Raw genomic sequence first — 15,278 nt, 5'->3', positions numbered from 1 at the left:
CTTATTCTATTAGAGGCATTTCGTGAAAAGCAAGAATTATAGGAAATTAGACAAAATAAGAGGTATTTCGAAAAAAATCAAGAAATATATATGGTAATGAATACATAATACGTAACAGTAAAGGGAGATGTTGAAATGAATAATGAAGTTGTGATTGTAAGCGCTGTCAGAACGGCGATCGGGAGTTTTGGAGGGAGTTTACAATCTGTTTCAGCCCCAGACCTAGGTGCTGTCGTGATAAAAGGAGCATTGGAAAAGGCAGGTGTGGATTCAAAGCTTGTAGATGAAGTCATTATGGGCAATGTTCTGCAGGCTGGAGTAGGACAAAATCCAGCAAGGCAGGCTGCTATAAAAGCTGGATTACTACAGGAAACACCGGCAATGACAATTAACAAGGTTTGTGGTTCTGGATTAAAAGCTGTGCACTTAGCGACACAGGCAATCATAGCAGGTGATGCGGATGTGATTGTGGCTGGTGGGATGGAAAATATGAGTCAGGCCCCTTATCTTTTAAAGGGAGCACGAAATGGATATAAAATGGGCGACCAAAAAATGATTGATAGCATGATTTCCGATGGGTTATGGTGCGCGTTTAATGATTATCATATGGGAATTACGGCAGAAAATTTATGCGATAAATACGAGATTACAAGAGAAGAACAGGATCGTTTCTCAGCAAGGAGCCAGGAAAGAGCAGTTGCGGCAATTGAGGCAGGAAAATTTAAAGACGAAATTGTGCCTGTAGAAATTCCACAACGTAAAAAAGAAAGCATTGTCTTTGATATAGATGAATACCCTAAAGCAGGTACTACTGTTGAAAAATTAGGGAACTTACGTCCAGCATTCAAAAAGGATGGTTCTGTAACAGCTGGGAATGCATCAGGGATAAATGACGGAGCGGCCGCATTCGTTATCATGAGTAAGAAGAAAGCTGTGGAGCTTGGCATTAAAGGATTAGTCACCATTAGAGCAAACGGAAATGCCGGTGTTGACCCAAGTATAATGGGAATCGGTCCAGTTGCTGCCGTGAAAAAGGCGATGGAAAAAGCTAGATTAAGTGTTAGTGATATGAATTTAATTGAGGCAAATGAAGCGTTTGCTGCCCAGTCAATTGCGGTTGACCGCGAACTGCATTTTAACCATGATATTTTAAATGTAAATGGGGGAGCGATTGCCCTTGGACATCCAATTGGTGCTAGTGGTGCGAGAATTCTCGTCACTCTTATTAATGAACTAAAGCGTCGTAATGAGCGCTACGGATTAGCGACCTTATGTATTGGTGGCGGTCAAGGTGTTGCAACAATTGTTGAAAATATCGAATAGTGGGGTGTACAAATGAAACCAATATATTCCTCGTTTCAGGAAGCTGTAGAGCAAATCAAGGACGGTTCCACGATTATGGTTGGTGGATTTGGCTTATGTGGGATTCCAGAAAATTTAATTTTAGCATTGGCCGAGTCTGGGGTTAAGGACTTAACTGTAATTTCTAATAACTGCGGCGTTGATGATTGGGGTCTTGGTTTACTTTTACAAAACAAACAGATTTCAAAAATGATAGGTTCATATGTTGGTGAAAACAAAGAATTCGAACGACAGGCATTATCGGGAGAACTTGCGGTTGAACTTGTCCCACAGGGAACACTGGCTGAAAAGATACGAGCTGGTGGAGCGGGGATTCCTGCATTTTATACGCCTGCAGGAGTAGGAACACCTATTGCTGATGGAAAAGAAACACGTGTAATTAATGGAAAAGAATATGTATTAGAAGAGGCGTTCATATCTGACTTCAGCCTGGTCCGAGCAGAAAAGGCAGATAAAATGGGGAATTTGATCTATAACAAGACGGCTCGAAATTTTAACCCAATGATGGCTGCTGCAGGTAAAGTTACAATCGCTGAGGTTGAAGAGCTCTATGAGATTGGTGACCTTGATCCAAATAGGATTCATACTCCAAGTATCTATGTCCAAGGACTGATTGTTGGTGAACAAAAGAAGCGAATTGAACGATTAACATTATCTAAATAAGGGGGAGAAGGTGATGACAAATACTCGAGAAAAGATTGCGAAGAGGGCTGAAAAGGAAATTGAAAATGGCTTTTATGTAAATCTTGGAATCGGCATGCCAACCCTAGTTGCAAACTATATTTCTTCAAATAAACAGGTCGTTCTCCAATCAGAGAATGGGTTACTTGGAATTGGTCCATATCCAACTGAAGAAAATGTTGACCCTGATTTAATCAATGCCGGAAAAGAAACCGTCACCGCTATTCCTGGTGCAGCTTACTTTGACAGTGCTGAATCATTTGCGATGATTCGCGGGGGGCATATTAATATTGCCATTCTCGGCGGAATGGAGGTTTCAGAGACAGGGGACCTCGCAAATTGGATGATTCCGGGAAAAATGATTAAGGGAATGGGCGGAGCAATGGATCTCGTTCATGGGGCTCAGAAAATCATTGTTATCATGGACCATGTGAATAAAAAAGGTGAAGCGAAAATTCTTAAAAAATGTACACTTCCTTTAACCGGTAAAGGAGTTGTAAATCGGATTATTACAGACCGTGCCGTACTCGATGTAACTGAAAATGGTTTAAAATTAGTAGAGGTAGCTAAAGGATTTTCCGTTGAAGATATAAAGGCTTCTACAGAACCTGAACTTCTTGTTAGTAATAATGTTATCCTAAACGCGTACTAATGTAGACATATTGGTGAATAACCACCGAGCGGTTATTCGCCTTTTTATGATATAATAATTGTGAAATGGTTGACGTATGGAGGGAATATTATGGCTAAAAAGAAACAAAAGCCATCTGCTAAAAAGCAAAAAGATGAAAAGCTAAGACTTGGAGATTTACTCAATGAGGATATTGTTTCTAAATTAAAAAATACACAACAGCAATTAAAGGAAGAAGAGCAAAAGAAACAAGAAGAGGCGCTTGAAAGACAAAGAGAAGAGCGCAGACAGCGAGAAAAGAATAAATCATTTGAGGAACTATTGGAAGAAAGTAGCCTTAAATGGTCAGATTTTAAATAATAATACCCCCACAGGTAGGTTCTGTGGGGGTATACATTTATCTATGTTGTTCGTAAATGGATGCCTTTGTAAGGTCTCTAATTTTCTTAACCTGTTCATCTGTAAGAGGTGTTGAATTTGCTGCTGCGACATTATTTTTGATTTGTTCAAGAGAGCTAGCACCTGTCACAACTGAAGCAACAGTATCGTCAAACAAGCAATATTGCAATGCAACTTCTGTTAAAGAACGATCGCCTGCTACGTCTTTTAATCCTGAAATTGCAGCTTCAAGCTCTTCAAAAGCATAATCAAGATAACCATTTTGTTTCATACTTTGACTGGCATTCTCCATTGGACGCTTAGTAAGTAACCCTTTAGCTACTGGGCCACGTGCTACTACACTAATTTGATGATCATTTAGATAGGGAAGTATTTGCTCTTCTGGGCGACGGTCAAGAATACTATATTGCATCATTACACTTACAATGGATGATTTCGTTACAAATTCTCGGATTACATTCGGACGAATTGAGGAGATTCCATAGTAGCGTATGACACCTTCTTGTTTTAATTCTTCGAACGCTTCAATGGTCTCATCAATAGGATCTTCCACTGTTCCCCCATGGAGCTGGTAGAGGTCGATATAATCTGTTTGCAAGCGTCGCAAGCTATCCTTTACAGCAGATTTTATGTATTTTTTAGAAGGGTCCCAGGACCATCCCTTTTTCCCCTGCTCAAACCGATTTCCCACTTTAGTGGCAAGTATGATATCTTGTCTTTTCTGTTTTATGGCTTTTCCTACAAATTCCTCATTTAGCCCTTGATCGTATAGATCGGCAGTATCTAAGTAATTGATTCCCATCTCTAATGCGGAATCAATAATATGAAGTGCTTTTTTTTCCTCAGTTCCAACAGACATACAGCCTAGACCGATTTTACTCACATATAAATCGGAAGCGCCAATTCTTCTTTTTTCCATACTGTCCCCTCCAACATTTAGTTTCCTTCTAGCATCTAGTCATATCTTATCCTTTTCATTTCAGAACTACAAATGATTTGAAGGGGTAGTATAGTAAGATCATTTTTTCTCTTGCTTTCCTTTTCCTTGATCAATCCATTCCTGAACTGTTCGGTAGGAACGGCTATATTCCTTAAGTTTTGCACGAATTTCCCAAACCTTTCCTACTAGAGCTACCCGATTTTCACCAATCACAATTTTCATAGCAACCCCCTATGAACTTTTAAAATTAGAAAAGAACTATGCTAAAATGTATGAAGTAGTATGATTTAGTAGAACAAGGAGCTGGCGAAATGGATCACTTACTAGAAAAGACAATAAAGAGGGAAGTGCTTTTTGAAGGAAAGGTTATTGATTTACATATAGAAGAGGTAGAATTGCCTAATGGACATACGAGTAGAAGAGAGCTTATCAAGCATCCAGGTGCTGTTGCAATTCTTGCATTAACGGATGAAAACAAGATTGTGATGGTACAGCAGTATCGAAAAGCACTTGATAAGGTAATTGTTGAGATTCCTGCTGGAAAACTTGAAAAAGGCGAAGCACCTGAAGTTACTGCAAAAAGAGAATTAGAAGAAGAAACAGGTTATGATTGTGAAACACTGACACCTCTGATTTCTTTTTATACTTCACCAGGTTTTGCTGATGAACTGGTTCATCTTTTTATCGCGAAAGACTTAAAGAAGATTGAAAATCCAGCAAGCTTGGATGAAGATGAATTTGTCGATGTCCTTGAGGTATCATTGGACGAAGCACTTGAGCTTTTAAAAGAGAAGAAAATCTACGACGCTAAAACAGCTTATGCAGTACAGTACCTCCAATTACAGCAAGCAATAGGGGAATAAGCTAAGATGAACAATTATTATGTAGATCTCCATATCCATATTGGGAGAACGAATTCGGGAAGACCTGTAAAAATCACAGGTGCTAAATCACTTACAATTGGAAATATCCTTCATGAATCCACCGAAATCAAAGGAATGGACATGATAGGTGTAATTGACTGCCATGTTCCAGAGGTCATTGGGGAGCTTGAAACTTTAATTGATAATGGAGAAGTATATCCCTATGAGGAAGGCGGACTGCGATTTAAGAATGTTACCCTCATTTTGGGAAGTGAGCTTGAAATCTATGATGAGAACTGTAAAGGACCTATCCATGTTCTCGCTTTTATGCCAACGATTGAAAAAATGAAAGAATTTTCGATGTGGCTATCCCAACGAATGAAAAATATAACCTTAAGCTCACAAAGAATATATGTAGGTGCTAGAGAACTGCAATCTAAGGTTAAGGAGTTAACTGGAATTTTTATTCCTGCACATGTATTCACCCCCTATAAAAGTATGTATGGTCGAGGAGTGAAACAATCGTTAACTGAAGTTTTTGATGAGAATTTAATTGATGGAATCGAACTTGGATTGAGCTCGAATACTGAAATGGCTGACCAAATAAAAGAATTGCATCAATTCACTTTTGTTTCTAATTCAGATGCTCATTCGTTACCGAAGATTGCTAGAGAATATCAGATTATGAAAATGAAGGAGCCTACTTTTGAAGAACTCAGGCTTGCACTCCTTCAACAAGATGGAAGGGAAGTTGTGGCGAATTATGGGTTAGATCCTTTATTAGGGAAATATCATAAAACAACATGTGATAAATGTTTAACCATAATCGAGGATGTAACAGCTGAGGTTTGTCCTAACTGTGGTCATAAAGGATTTGTCAAAGGAGTGTTTGATAGGCTTCAGGAGTTAAAAAACACTGATGAATCAAATTCAAATCGACCTCCATATGTACACCAGGTTCCACTCGAATTTATTCCTGGGTTAGGACCGAAAACCTTACAAAAACTTAGAGATTATTTTAAAACAGAGATGGCGATCCTTCACGAGGTTCCCGAAGAAGAACTTAGACGTGTCGTCAAAGGTCCTATTGTCGATATAATCATTCAAGCTAGAGAAGGAAAACTTCGTTTGAAATCAGGCGGAGGCGGAAAATATGGAAAAGTTGACTCCTAAAAAGGAGTCTCTTTTTTTTAATATAAATTTTTGATTTACTAGAAATACTTTTGGCAAGTTGTCATAGAAGTCTATTTATCCTCATAGAATCTAGTAGAAGATTGATAGGAGGAACGATAGATGAGAAAGCAACAGCCCTATAAAAAAATTGTAGCTAGCCATTTTCGGGAACATTCATCCATATATTTATTTATTTCTGTACTATTCCTAATGGGTGTCATCTTTGGAGCAATCGTTGTAAATAGTCTAAATTTCAGTCAAAAAGAAGATCTCTTTTTCTACTTAAGCCGATTTTTTGGAGAAGTTTCTGAAGGAACCTATGCCAATTCAGGCGATATGTTCAAACAAAGCTTCCTTCATAATCTGAAATATGTGGGACTTATTTGGATACTGGGAATCTCAATCATCGGGCTACCAATTATCCTTATTCTCTTATTCTTAAAAGGGGTAGTCGTTGGATTTACAGTTGGCTTTCTCGTCAATCAAATGGATTGGAGTGGATTTCTCTTATCATTTGTTGCCGTACTACCACAAAACTTATTAATCATCCCAACATTTATTATAGTAGGAACAATTGCCGTCTCATTCTCATTAAAGATGATTCGCCAGCAATTTATGAAACGAATGAACGAACCGATTTTACAATTACTTACACGATATTCGATCTTGATGGTCGCCGTCAGTTTTGTCATTCTAATTGCATCTGCAGTTGAGGCATTTGCTTCACCAGTACTCATGAAAGAGGTAATAGATGTGATTAATAAATAATAATAATTATTAAATAATAATAATTATTCTTTGTTATTTGTAATTATTTTATTTGGACAGTGACCCTTCTTCTGGTATAATAATGAAGTAACGGCGAGGGAGGGGCAGTTTTACATGGAAAATCGGATTGATCGAATTAAGAAACAGTTGCATTCGTCTAGCTATAAGCTTACACCACAGCGTGAGGCGACCGTTCGGGTACTGCTTGAACATGAAGAAGATCATTTAAGTGCCGAAGACGTTTACCTCCTTGTAAAAGAAAAGTCGCCAGAAATCGGCTTAGCAACTGTATATCGGACACTTGAATTACTTACCGAATTAAAGATCGTTGATAAAATAAATTTTGGAGATGGTGTATCTAGATACGACCTTCGCCAAGAAGGAGCAGCACATTTCCATCATCACCTCGTATGTATCGAATGTGGTGCTGTTGACGAAATTCAAGAGGATCTTCTTGAGAACGTGGAAGAAATTGTTGAAAAGAACTGGAACTTTATCATTAAGGACCATCGTTTAACTTTCCATGGAATTTGTCATCGTTGTCATGATAAACAAACTAAAGATGAAACTGATAATCTCGAATAAAGTACCCTTTTCCTTTAGAGGAGAGGGGTTTTTTTATTTTCATAACTTACTAGGATGTAAAAGAAATTAGAAAAAATGGGATAAGCGTGTATAAAACCAGGTAAAATTGGCATATCTTCTAATAGACAAATGAATTAACAAATGTTTTATTGGAGGATTACTAGATGAGACAATGGTTTCGTGTTGTATATGATACATTAAAGGTTTTTGTATTGTTTACCGGATGCACAATTCTTTTTTATTATGGTATTATATGGATTAATGAGGAATATCAAAATTATCACAAGTATGATAAGCCAGAAGGTTCCTCAGTGAAGGCAACCTCAATGATTGAAGAAAAAGAGGAAGGCTTATTAGACAGATTACTGTTTTTTTACCGAAATGGGGAGTAGAGACCAGTGGAAGATCAACTAAAGGATTATTTGCATTATTTAGTTGTCGAGAGAAGACTTGCAACAAATACAGTAAAATCCTATGAGCGAGATTTAAAAAAGTACTATCAGTATGTAACCAAGGTTGAAAATATTACTGCCTTTAATGATGTAAACCGTCTTCACGTTATTCATTTTTTGAAGCATTTAAAGGAACAAGGGAATTCATCAAGAACATTGGCTAGACATATTGCGTCGATACGGTCATTTCATAAGTTTTTGTTTCGTGATAAAATAACTGACCATGATCCTACTGAACAGATTGAAACGCCGCAAGCAGAACGCAAATTGCCCAAGGTATTAAATATTTCTGAAGTAGAGGCATTGTTAGATGCACCTAAATTGGACAACCCACTTGGAATCCGCGATAAGGCAATGCTTGAGCTCTTATATGCGACAGGCCTTCGGGTTAGTGAACTCATAAACTTAAATTTGGCCGATATCCACTTATCAATGGGTTTCATTAGATGTCTTGGAAAAGGGAATAAGGAGCGAATTGTCCCACTTGGAAGTGTTGCAACAAAGGCATTACAAGCTTATTTAGATAACGGTCGCGCTCAATTAGTGAAACGAAAAAAAACAGACGCTTTTTTTGTAAACCATCATGGTAATCGCTTGACAAGACAAGGCTTCTGGAAAAATTTAAAGAAAATTGCTAAAGAGGCTCAAATTGAAAAAGAACTTACACCACATACCCTTCGTCACTCATTTGCGACTCATCTTTTGGAAAATGGAGCAGACCTACGAGCTGTGCAAGAGATGCTCGGACATGCAGATATTTCAACCACGCAAATATATACACATGTTACAAAAACGCGTCTTAAAGATGTTTATAAAACGTATCATCCACGTGCTTAGTAGATTGCTAGACAATTCGTCTAGCTTTTTTTGCTATAATAATAATGTTATCAATTTGACTAGTACACTCATAATCTACTTGAAAATACATACTCTCACACGTATACTTTGAGATGTCAGACTTCTGACGAGTGTATATGTATGAAATAATGAGTAACTTGAAGCTAGAAGGGAAAAATACAGCATAAGTATAGAATATATTTGGGAGGGATTTTCATGTCTGGTTATACATATAAGCGAATTTTTCTAATTGTCATGGACTCTGTTGGAATTGGAGAAGCGCCGGATGCAAAAAAATTTGGTGATGAAGGATCAGATACATTGGGACATATTGCGGAAAAAATGGATGGTTTACATATGCCGAACATGGCGAAGCTTGGCCTAAGTAATATCAGAGAAATAAAGGGAATTCCTATACAAGACGGGCCACTTGCTTACTATACGAAAATGCAAGAGGCATCAAATGGTAAGGATACAATGACTGGACATTGGGAAATCATGGGCCTACATATCGAAACACCATTTAAGGTTTTCCCTGAGGGGTTTCCGAAAGAGTTATTAGATGAAATTGAAAAACGTACTGGACGTGGAATTTTAGGGAATAAACCAGCATCAGGTACCGAAATTCTTGATGAGCTTGGTGAAGAACATATGAAGACGGGGAAATTAATTATCTATACTTCCGCGGATTCGGTTTTACAAATTGCCGCGCATGAGGAAATTGTACCTATAGATGAGCTTTATAAAATTTGTGAAATTGCACGTGAATTAACCCTGGATGAAAAATATATGGTAGGACGTATTATTGCTCGTCCATTCGTTGGGGAACCTGGTAATTTCACGAGAACATCAAACCGTCATGATTATGCCTTAAAGCCATTTGAACGAACTGTAATGAATGAGTTAAGTGATATTGGGCTTGATGTGATTGCAATCGGTAAAATATCAGATATTTATGATGGTGAAGGCGTTACTCAGTCACTGAGAACAAAGTCAAATATGGATGGAATGGACAAATTAGTCGAAACACTTGAAATGGATTTTACAGGCTTAAGCTTCTTAAATTTGGTTGATTTTGATGCATTGTTTGGACATCGCAGGGATCCAATAGGCTATGGAAAAGCCTTGGAGGAGTATGATGCTCGTTTACCTGAAGTATTTGAAAAACTTACGGATGACGATTTATTGATTATCACAGCAGACCATGGAAACGACCCGGTTCATTCTGGAACAGATCATACACGAGAATATGTTCCATTATTGGTGTACAACAAAAAAATGGATGTCGGAAAGGAATTACCAATACGTTCAACGTTTGCGGATGTTGGTGCAACAGTAGCTGATAATTTTAATGTAACACCACCTAAACACGGAAAAAGCTTTCTAGCAGAAATTAATGGAGGAAACTAAGAATGGATAAGAATGTTATTGATAAATCTGTACAATTTTTAAAAGAGAAAAGCCCTACTACCCCTGAAATTGGGTTGATACTAGGTTCAGGACTTGGTGTTTTGGCGGATGAAATTGAAAATCCAATCAAAGTGCCATATGACCAAATTCCAGAGTTTCCGGTGTCTACTGTTGAGGGTCATGCCGGTCAACTCGTATTTGGTACATTACAAGGAAAATCAGTTGTTGCCATGCAGGGACGTTTTCACTTTTACGAAGGTTATAGTCTAGATAAAGTCACATTCCCTGTTCGCGTTATGAAAGAGCTAGGTGTCACAACTCTAGTTGTTACGAATGCTGCGGGTGGAGTGAATGAATCGTTTCAACCAGGTGATTTAATGATTATTTCAGATCATTTGAATTTCGGTCAAAACCCATTAATTGGACCAAACGATTCAAGATTTGGAGCAAGATTTCCGGATATGTCAGAAGCATATACAAAGGAACTCAGAACAATTGCTAAAGAAGTAGCGAATGAATTGAATATTTCAATCAAGGAAGGCGTCTATGTTGGGATGACGGGACCATCTTATGAAACACCTGCAGAAATTAAGATGCTTCGTACACTTGGAGGCGATGCGGTTGGAATGTCAACAGTTCCCGAGGTGATTGTTGCACGTCATGCAAATTTAAAGGTACTAGGAATTTCCTGTATTTCGAACATGGCAGCAGGCATTTTAGATCAGCCCCTAACCCATGATGAAGTAATTGAAACAACAGAAAAGGTAAAAACTGACTTTTTATCATTAGTTAAACAGATTGTTAAAAAAATCTAGGTCAAACCACTAAAGAAGAGAATAGAAAAAGGTGAAAACAATGAGAATGGTGGATTTAATCGAAAAAAAACGTGATGGTAAGGAATTAACTTCAGAAGAAATTTCATTTGTTGTTGCCGGATATACAAATGGTGAAATTCCTGATTATCAAATGAGTGCTTTTACGATGGCTGTTTTTTTTAAGGGAATGACAAAGCAGGAACAAGCGGATTTTACCATGGCAATGGTTCAGTCTGGTGATACGATTGACCTTTCAGGTATTGAAGGGATCAAAGTTGATAAGCATAGCACGGGTGGTGTAGGTGATACGACCACGTTGGTCCTTGCTCCACTCGTTGCGTCAGTGGGGGTACCAGTTGCAAAAATGTCGGGAAGAGGGCTAGGACATACTGGTGGGACGATAGATAAACTAGAATCAGTTTCAGGCTTTCATGTAGAAATTAATAATGATGAATTTATTCGTCTTGTCAATCAAAATAAGGTAGCAGTCATCGGTCAAAGTGGAAATTTAACACCTGCAGATAAAAAATTATACGCGTTAAGGGATGTTACAGCCACGGTAAACAGCATTCCATTGATTGCGAGCTCAATCATGAGTAAGAAAATTGCAGCGGGAGCAGATGCTATTGTTTTAGATGTGAAAACAGGAGCAGGTGCATTTATGAAGGATTTAGATGATGCAAAGGAATTGGCAAAAACAATGGTTGATATTGGGAATAATGTAGGCCGGAATACGATGGCAATTATTTCAGATATGAGCCAACCGCTTGGGTTTGCGATTGGTAATGCACTTGAGGTTAAAGAGGCGATTGATACGCTAAAAGGGGAAGGTCCTGATGATTTACAGGAGCTTTGCCTCGTTTTAGGAAGCCAGATGGTGTTACTAGCAAAAAAAGCAAACTCTCTTGAAGAAGCTAGAGGCTTGCTTGAGGAATCCATTAAAAATGGGAAAGCACTAGAATCCTTTAAAACTTTTTTATCTTCACAAGGTGGAGATCCATCTGTCGTAGATTCACCGGATAAACTTCCAAAAGCAACATACCAATTTGAATTCGAAGCTGAATCAGATGGATATGTTTCAGAGATTGTTGCTGATTCTATTGGGACAGCGGCGATGCTTTTAGGTGCGGGAAGAGCAACGAAGGAATCATCTATCGATTTGGCTGTTGGGCTTGTACTCCGGAAGAAAATTGGTGACAAAGTTTCAAAGGGTGAAAGCTTGGTAACTATTCATAGTAATTTTGAAAATATTAATGAGATTAAAAAGAAACTAGCAGAAAGTATCTTGATCTCACAAAATCCAGTAACAGCACCAACATTAATCATTGATAAAATTTCATGAATTCACATGCATGCCGAGGATAAAAATCCTCGGTTTTTTTATTTTTTGTATATTTTTTAATTTCTTGGAAAAAATGGGAAGGTATAACGAATGGAGGGTTTGGAGATGAAACGTGTATTTTTTAGTCTGTTAATTTCAACACTGATAATTTTTACTTTTAGCCCTTTCGCTTCCGCACAGGAATCAACTGTTGATTTAGCGAATAATGCAAAATCTGCAATTCTTATTGAACGTGATACAGGGAAGATTCTTTACGAGAAAAATAGTGACGAAAAGCTTTCCCCTGCAAGCATGACCAAAATCATGACAATGCTGTTGATCATGGAAGCCCTTGATAAAGGTAGTATCACCTATTCTGAGAAAGTTAGAACAAGTGAACATGCCGCATCCATGGGTGGATCCCAAATTTTCCTTGAGCCAGGCGAAGAAATGACGGTTGAAGAAATGTTAAAAGGGATTGCAATCGGTTCGGGAAATGATGCATCAGTTGCCATGGCAGAAAAGATAGCAGGTTCAGAAGAAGCTTTCGTTGAAATGATGAATAATAAGGTGGAGGAATTAGGCCTTAAAAATACATTATTTCAAAATCCAACTGGCCTTACTGCGGAAAATCATTATAGCTCAGCCCACGACATGGCAATCATGGCAAAGGAATTGCTAAAATACGAAGATATTACTAAATTCACGGGTCAATACGAGGATTATTTACGTCAAAACACTGAAAATAAGTTTTGGCTTGTTAATACCAATCGCCTTGTACGATTTTATCCAGGTGTGGATGGCTTAAAAACTGGCTTTACAACAGAGGCAAAATATTGCTTAACAGCTACTGCTGAAAAGGAAGATATGCGTCTAATTTCTGTTATCTTTGGAGCTCCAACACCAAAGGACCGTAATGCTCAAGTTACAAAAATGCTTGACTATGGCTTTAGTCAGTACAAGACACACCCTTTATATGAACGCAATCAGGAAGTTGCTGAAGCAAAGGTAAGTAAGGGTAGTGAAAAGAAGATAAAGCTTGTAACATCAGAACCAATTTCCCTTTTAACGAAAAAAGGTGAAAAAGTTGATGATGTACAAAAAGAAGTGGTTGTAGCTGAAAAGCTGAATGCGCCGATTAAAAAAGGTGACGAAATAGGAAAACTGGTTATTAAAAAAGATGGAAAAGTACTAAGTGAAAGCCCACTTGTTGCTGACAAAGATATTGATTCTGCTAGTTGGTGGAAATTATTTAAGCGCACGATGGGATCGTTTAATAAAACTCCTTAAGGAATAACCTTTTTTAATTATTCATGTTTTTTTTGCCGAATGAACACTAGTTTTGTCATCTAGAAGGATTCTACCATGTAAATAGCGAAAAGACTCACTATACGATTTTAAGGAGGCATTGTAAAGTGAGTCTTGGTATTGAACTTGAGGTAAAACACAATGTGTTATGTATTCGGCTTACAGGTGAGCTAGACCATCATACAGCTGAAGAATTGAGGTTAAAGGTAACAGATACGATTGAAAGTAATCAAATTAATCACATCTTATTGAATCTTGAAAAGCTTAGTTTTATGGATAGCTCAGGATTAGGTGTCATTTTAGGAAGATACAAACAAATCAAAAATTTAGGTGGAGAAATGGTTGTTTGTTCAATTTCTCCGCAGGTCGAACGTTTATTTGAAATGTCAGGCCTTTTCAAAATCATTCGATTAGAGCGTAGTGAGTCGTTCGCGCTTCAGTCATTGGGGGTGGCGTAATGAAAAACGAAATGCACCTTCAGTTTTCTGCACTAAGCCAAAACGAATCATTTGCTCGTGTTGCAGTAGCAGCATTTATTACACAACTCGATCCAACCTTAGACGAACTTACAGAAATTAAGACAGTTGTGTCTGAGGCCGTAACAAACTCAATTATTCATGGATATGAAAGTGACCCAAGCGGGATTGTTTATATTTCATGCACAATTGAAGACAGTACTGTGTATATCACCATTAGAGATGAAGGAATTGGAATTAATAATCTCGATGAAGCAAGGCAGCCATTGTTTACAACAAAGCCGGAACTTGAACGCTCGGGTATGGGCTTTACAATCATGGAAAATTTCATGGATGAGTTTGATGTGGAAACAGGTTCAGCTAGAGGTACAACATTACGGCTAACAAAGCATTTATCAAAGAGTAAAGCGTTATGCAATTAAGGAGACTTGCCAATGGATGTGGAGGTCAAGAACACCAAAAGTGAAACGTATTTAAAAGATAATGAAGTTAAGAATTTAATCAAACTCAGTCAAGAAGGACGACAAGAAGCGCGTGATTTAATCGTCCAAAAGAATATGAGGTTAGTTTGGTCTGTTGTACAAAGGTTTTTAAATCGAGGCTATGAACCAGATGATTTGTTTCAAATAGGCTGCATTGGACTTTTGAAGTCAGTTGATAAATTTGATTTATCATATGACGTGAAATTTTCAACCTACGCTGTACCAATGATTATCGGTGAAATCCAACGTTTTATACGAGATGATGGAACGGTAAAAGTGAGTCGTTCACTAAAGGAGACCGGAAATAAAATCCGAAAAGCCAAGGATGAATTGTCAAAGCAGTTTGGTAGGGTTCCTACGATTGCAGAGATTGCTGAGTACTTGGAAATTACTCCCGAGGATGTTGTTTTAGCACAAGAGGCAAGTCGAGCACCTTCATCGATTCATGAAACTGTATATGAAAATGATGGTGATCCGATTACATTACTTGATCAAATAGCGGATAATAATGAAACAAAATGGTTTGATAAAATTGCTTTAAAAGAAGCAATTCGCGAGTTAGACGAGCGTGAAAGACTAATCGTTTTCCTTCGCTATTACAAGGATCAGACCCAATCTGAAGTCGCGACTAGGCTTGGTATATCCCAAGTTCAAGTATCGCGGCTAGAGAAAAAAATATTGCAGCAAATGAAAGACCGAATGGACGTTTGATCCATTCGGTTTTTTGTTTTTTCTCATTCAAAAAAGCCGTGGTAATTCTTGGAGTTTGCTGTCT

Annotated in this window: 19 protein-coding genes; 17 read left to right on the top strand and 2 right to left on the bottom strand. The window is 37.9% G+C overall.

Annotation, left to right across the window (positions count from 1 at the left end; translation table 11 throughout):
* Positions 1–135 precede the first annotated feature (135 nt).
* The 4 genes from CKJ95_RS02200 to CKJ95_RS02185 all read left to right on the top strand — a co-directional run bounded on the left by CKJ95_RS02200 (position 136) and on the right by CKJ95_RS02185 (position 3,034).
* Positions 136–1,323, top strand: a complete 1,188-nt coding sequence (locus CKJ95_RS02200; protein WP_099351781.1) for an acetyl-CoA C-acetyltransferase — start codon at positions 136–138, stop codon at positions 1,321–1,323.
* Between the two features lie 12 nt (positions 1,324–1,335).
* Positions 1,336–2,025 carry a CoA transferase subunit A gene (locus CKJ95_RS02195; protein ID WP_099351780.1) on the top strand — a complete coding sequence of 230 codons (690 nt, stop codon included), beginning with the start codon at positions 1,336–1,338 and terminating at the stop codon, positions 2,023–2,025.
* Between the two features lie 13 nt (positions 2,026–2,038).
* On the top strand, positions 2,039–2,695 hold the full coding sequence (locus tag CKJ95_RS02190; RefSeq protein ID WP_099351779.1) for a CoA transferase subunit B: 657 nt from the start codon (positions 2,039–2,041) through the stop codon (positions 2,693–2,695).
* Positions 2,696–2,785: 90 nt separating this feature from the next.
* Positions 2,786–3,034 (top strand): DUF3886 domain-containing protein, encoded by a 249-nt coding sequence (locus tag CKJ95_RS02185; RefSeq protein WP_099351778.1) that lies wholly within the window; start codon positions 2,786–2,788, stop codon positions 3,032–3,034.
* Positions 3,035–3,071: 37 nt separating this feature from the next.
* Here CKJ95_RS02185 and CKJ95_RS02180 read toward each other — a convergent pair whose 3' ends face one another.
* Both CKJ95_RS02180 and mciZ read right to left on the bottom strand, forming a co-directional pair.
* Positions 3,072–3,992, bottom strand: a complete 921-nt coding sequence (locus CKJ95_RS02180) for an aldo/keto reductase (protein ID WP_099351777.1) — start codon at positions 3,990–3,992, stop codon at positions 3,072–3,074.
* Between the two features lie 99 nt (positions 3,993–4,091).
* Positions 4,092–4,235 carry a Z-ring formation inhibitor MciZ gene (mciZ, locus tag CKJ95_RS02175; RefSeq protein WP_099351776.1) on the bottom strand — a complete coding sequence of 48 codons (144 nt, stop codon included), beginning with the start codon at positions 4,233–4,235 and terminating at the stop codon, positions 4,092–4,094.
* 89 nt (positions 4,236–4,324) lie between these two features.
* Between mciZ and CKJ95_RS02170 the strand changes: the two genes are divergently transcribed.
* The 13 genes from CKJ95_RS02170 (at position 4,325) to sigF (ending at position 15,214) form a co-directional block, all read left to right on the top strand.
* Positions 4,325–4,876, top strand: coding sequence for an NUDIX hydrolase (locus CKJ95_RS02170; protein ID WP_099351775.1), 552 nt, complete (start codon positions 4,325–4,327; stop codon positions 4,874–4,876).
* Between the two features lie 6 nt (positions 4,877–4,882).
* On the top strand, positions 4,883–6,049 hold the full coding sequence (locus tag CKJ95_RS02165; protein ID WP_099351774.1) for an endonuclease Q family protein: 1,167 nt from the start codon (positions 4,883–4,885) through the stop codon (positions 6,047–6,049).
* Positions 6,050–6,169: 120 nt separating this feature from the next.
* Entirely contained in the window at positions 6,170–6,817 is a 648-nt protein-coding gene (gene spoIIM, locus CKJ95_RS02160; RefSeq protein ID WP_099351773.1) for a stage II sporulation protein M, read from the top strand.
* A gap of 114 nt (positions 6,818–6,931) precedes the next feature.
* Positions 6,932–7,402, top strand: coding sequence for a ferric iron uptake transcriptional regulator (gene fur, locus CKJ95_RS02155; RefSeq protein ID WP_099351772.1), 471 nt, complete (start codon positions 6,932–6,934; stop codon positions 7,400–7,402).
* Between the two features lie 164 nt (positions 7,403–7,566).
* The gene (locus tag CKJ95_RS02150) at positions 7,567–7,794 is read left to right on the top strand and encodes a YqzK family protein (protein WP_099351771.1); all 228 of its coding nucleotides are present in this window, start codon (positions 7,567–7,569) and stop codon (positions 7,792–7,794) included.
* 6 nt (positions 7,795–7,800) lie between these two features.
* Positions 7,801–8,691, top strand: coding sequence for a site-specific tyrosine recombinase XerD (gene xerD / locus CKJ95_RS02145; RefSeq protein WP_099351770.1), 891 nt, complete (start codon positions 7,801–7,803; stop codon positions 8,689–8,691).
* A gap of 216 nt (positions 8,692–8,907) precedes the next feature.
* Positions 8,908–10,101, top strand: a complete 1,194-nt coding sequence (deoB, locus tag CKJ95_RS02140; RefSeq protein ID WP_099351769.1) for a phosphopentomutase — start codon at positions 8,908–8,910, stop codon at positions 10,099–10,101.
* A 2-nt stretch (positions 10,102–10,103) separates the two neighbouring features.
* A complete protein-coding gene (locus CKJ95_RS02135; RefSeq protein WP_099351768.1) occupies positions 10,104–10,916 on the top strand; it encodes a purine-nucleoside phosphorylase in 813 nt (270 codons plus the stop codon).
* A 40-nt stretch (positions 10,917–10,956) separates the two neighbouring features.
* Entirely contained in the window at positions 10,957–12,258 is a 1,302-nt protein-coding gene (locus CKJ95_RS02130; protein ID WP_099351767.1) for a pyrimidine-nucleoside phosphorylase, read from the top strand.
* Positions 12,259–12,363: 105 nt separating this feature from the next.
* A complete protein-coding gene (locus tag CKJ95_RS02125) occupies positions 12,364–13,527 on the top strand; it encodes a D-alanyl-D-alanine carboxypeptidase family protein (RefSeq protein ID WP_099351766.1) in 1,164 nt (387 codons plus the stop codon).
* 125 nt (positions 13,528–13,652) lie between these two features.
* Positions 13,653–14,003 (top strand): anti-sigma F factor antagonist, encoded by a 351-nt coding sequence (gene spoIIAA, locus CKJ95_RS02120; RefSeq protein WP_099351765.1) that lies wholly within the window; start codon positions 13,653–13,655, stop codon positions 14,001–14,003.
* On the top strand, positions 14,003–14,443 hold the full coding sequence (gene spoIIAB, locus CKJ95_RS02115; RefSeq protein WP_099351764.1) for an anti-sigma F factor: 441 nt from the start codon (positions 14,003–14,005) through the stop codon (positions 14,441–14,443). The genes spoIIAA and spoIIAB overlap by 1 nt, the downstream gene beginning before the upstream one ends.
* A gap of 12 nt (positions 14,444–14,455) precedes the next feature.
* Positions 14,456–15,214 (top strand): RNA polymerase sporulation sigma factor SigF, encoded by a 759-nt coding sequence (gene sigF, locus CKJ95_RS02110; protein WP_099351763.1) that lies wholly within the window; start codon positions 14,456–14,458, stop codon positions 15,212–15,214.
* The last annotated feature ends 64 nt before the right edge of the window (positions 15,215–15,278 follow it).

The sequence above is a fragment of the Fredinandcohnia onubensis genome (assembly GCF_002734285.1).
In the GTDB taxonomy this organism is placed as follows: Bacteria; Bacillota; Bacilli; order Bacillales; family Bacillaceae_L; genus Ferdinandcohnia; species Ferdinandcohnia onubensis_A.
Note: the sequence above shows the minus strand (reverse complement) of the source record. Positions and strands in the feature narration are given on the sequence as shown.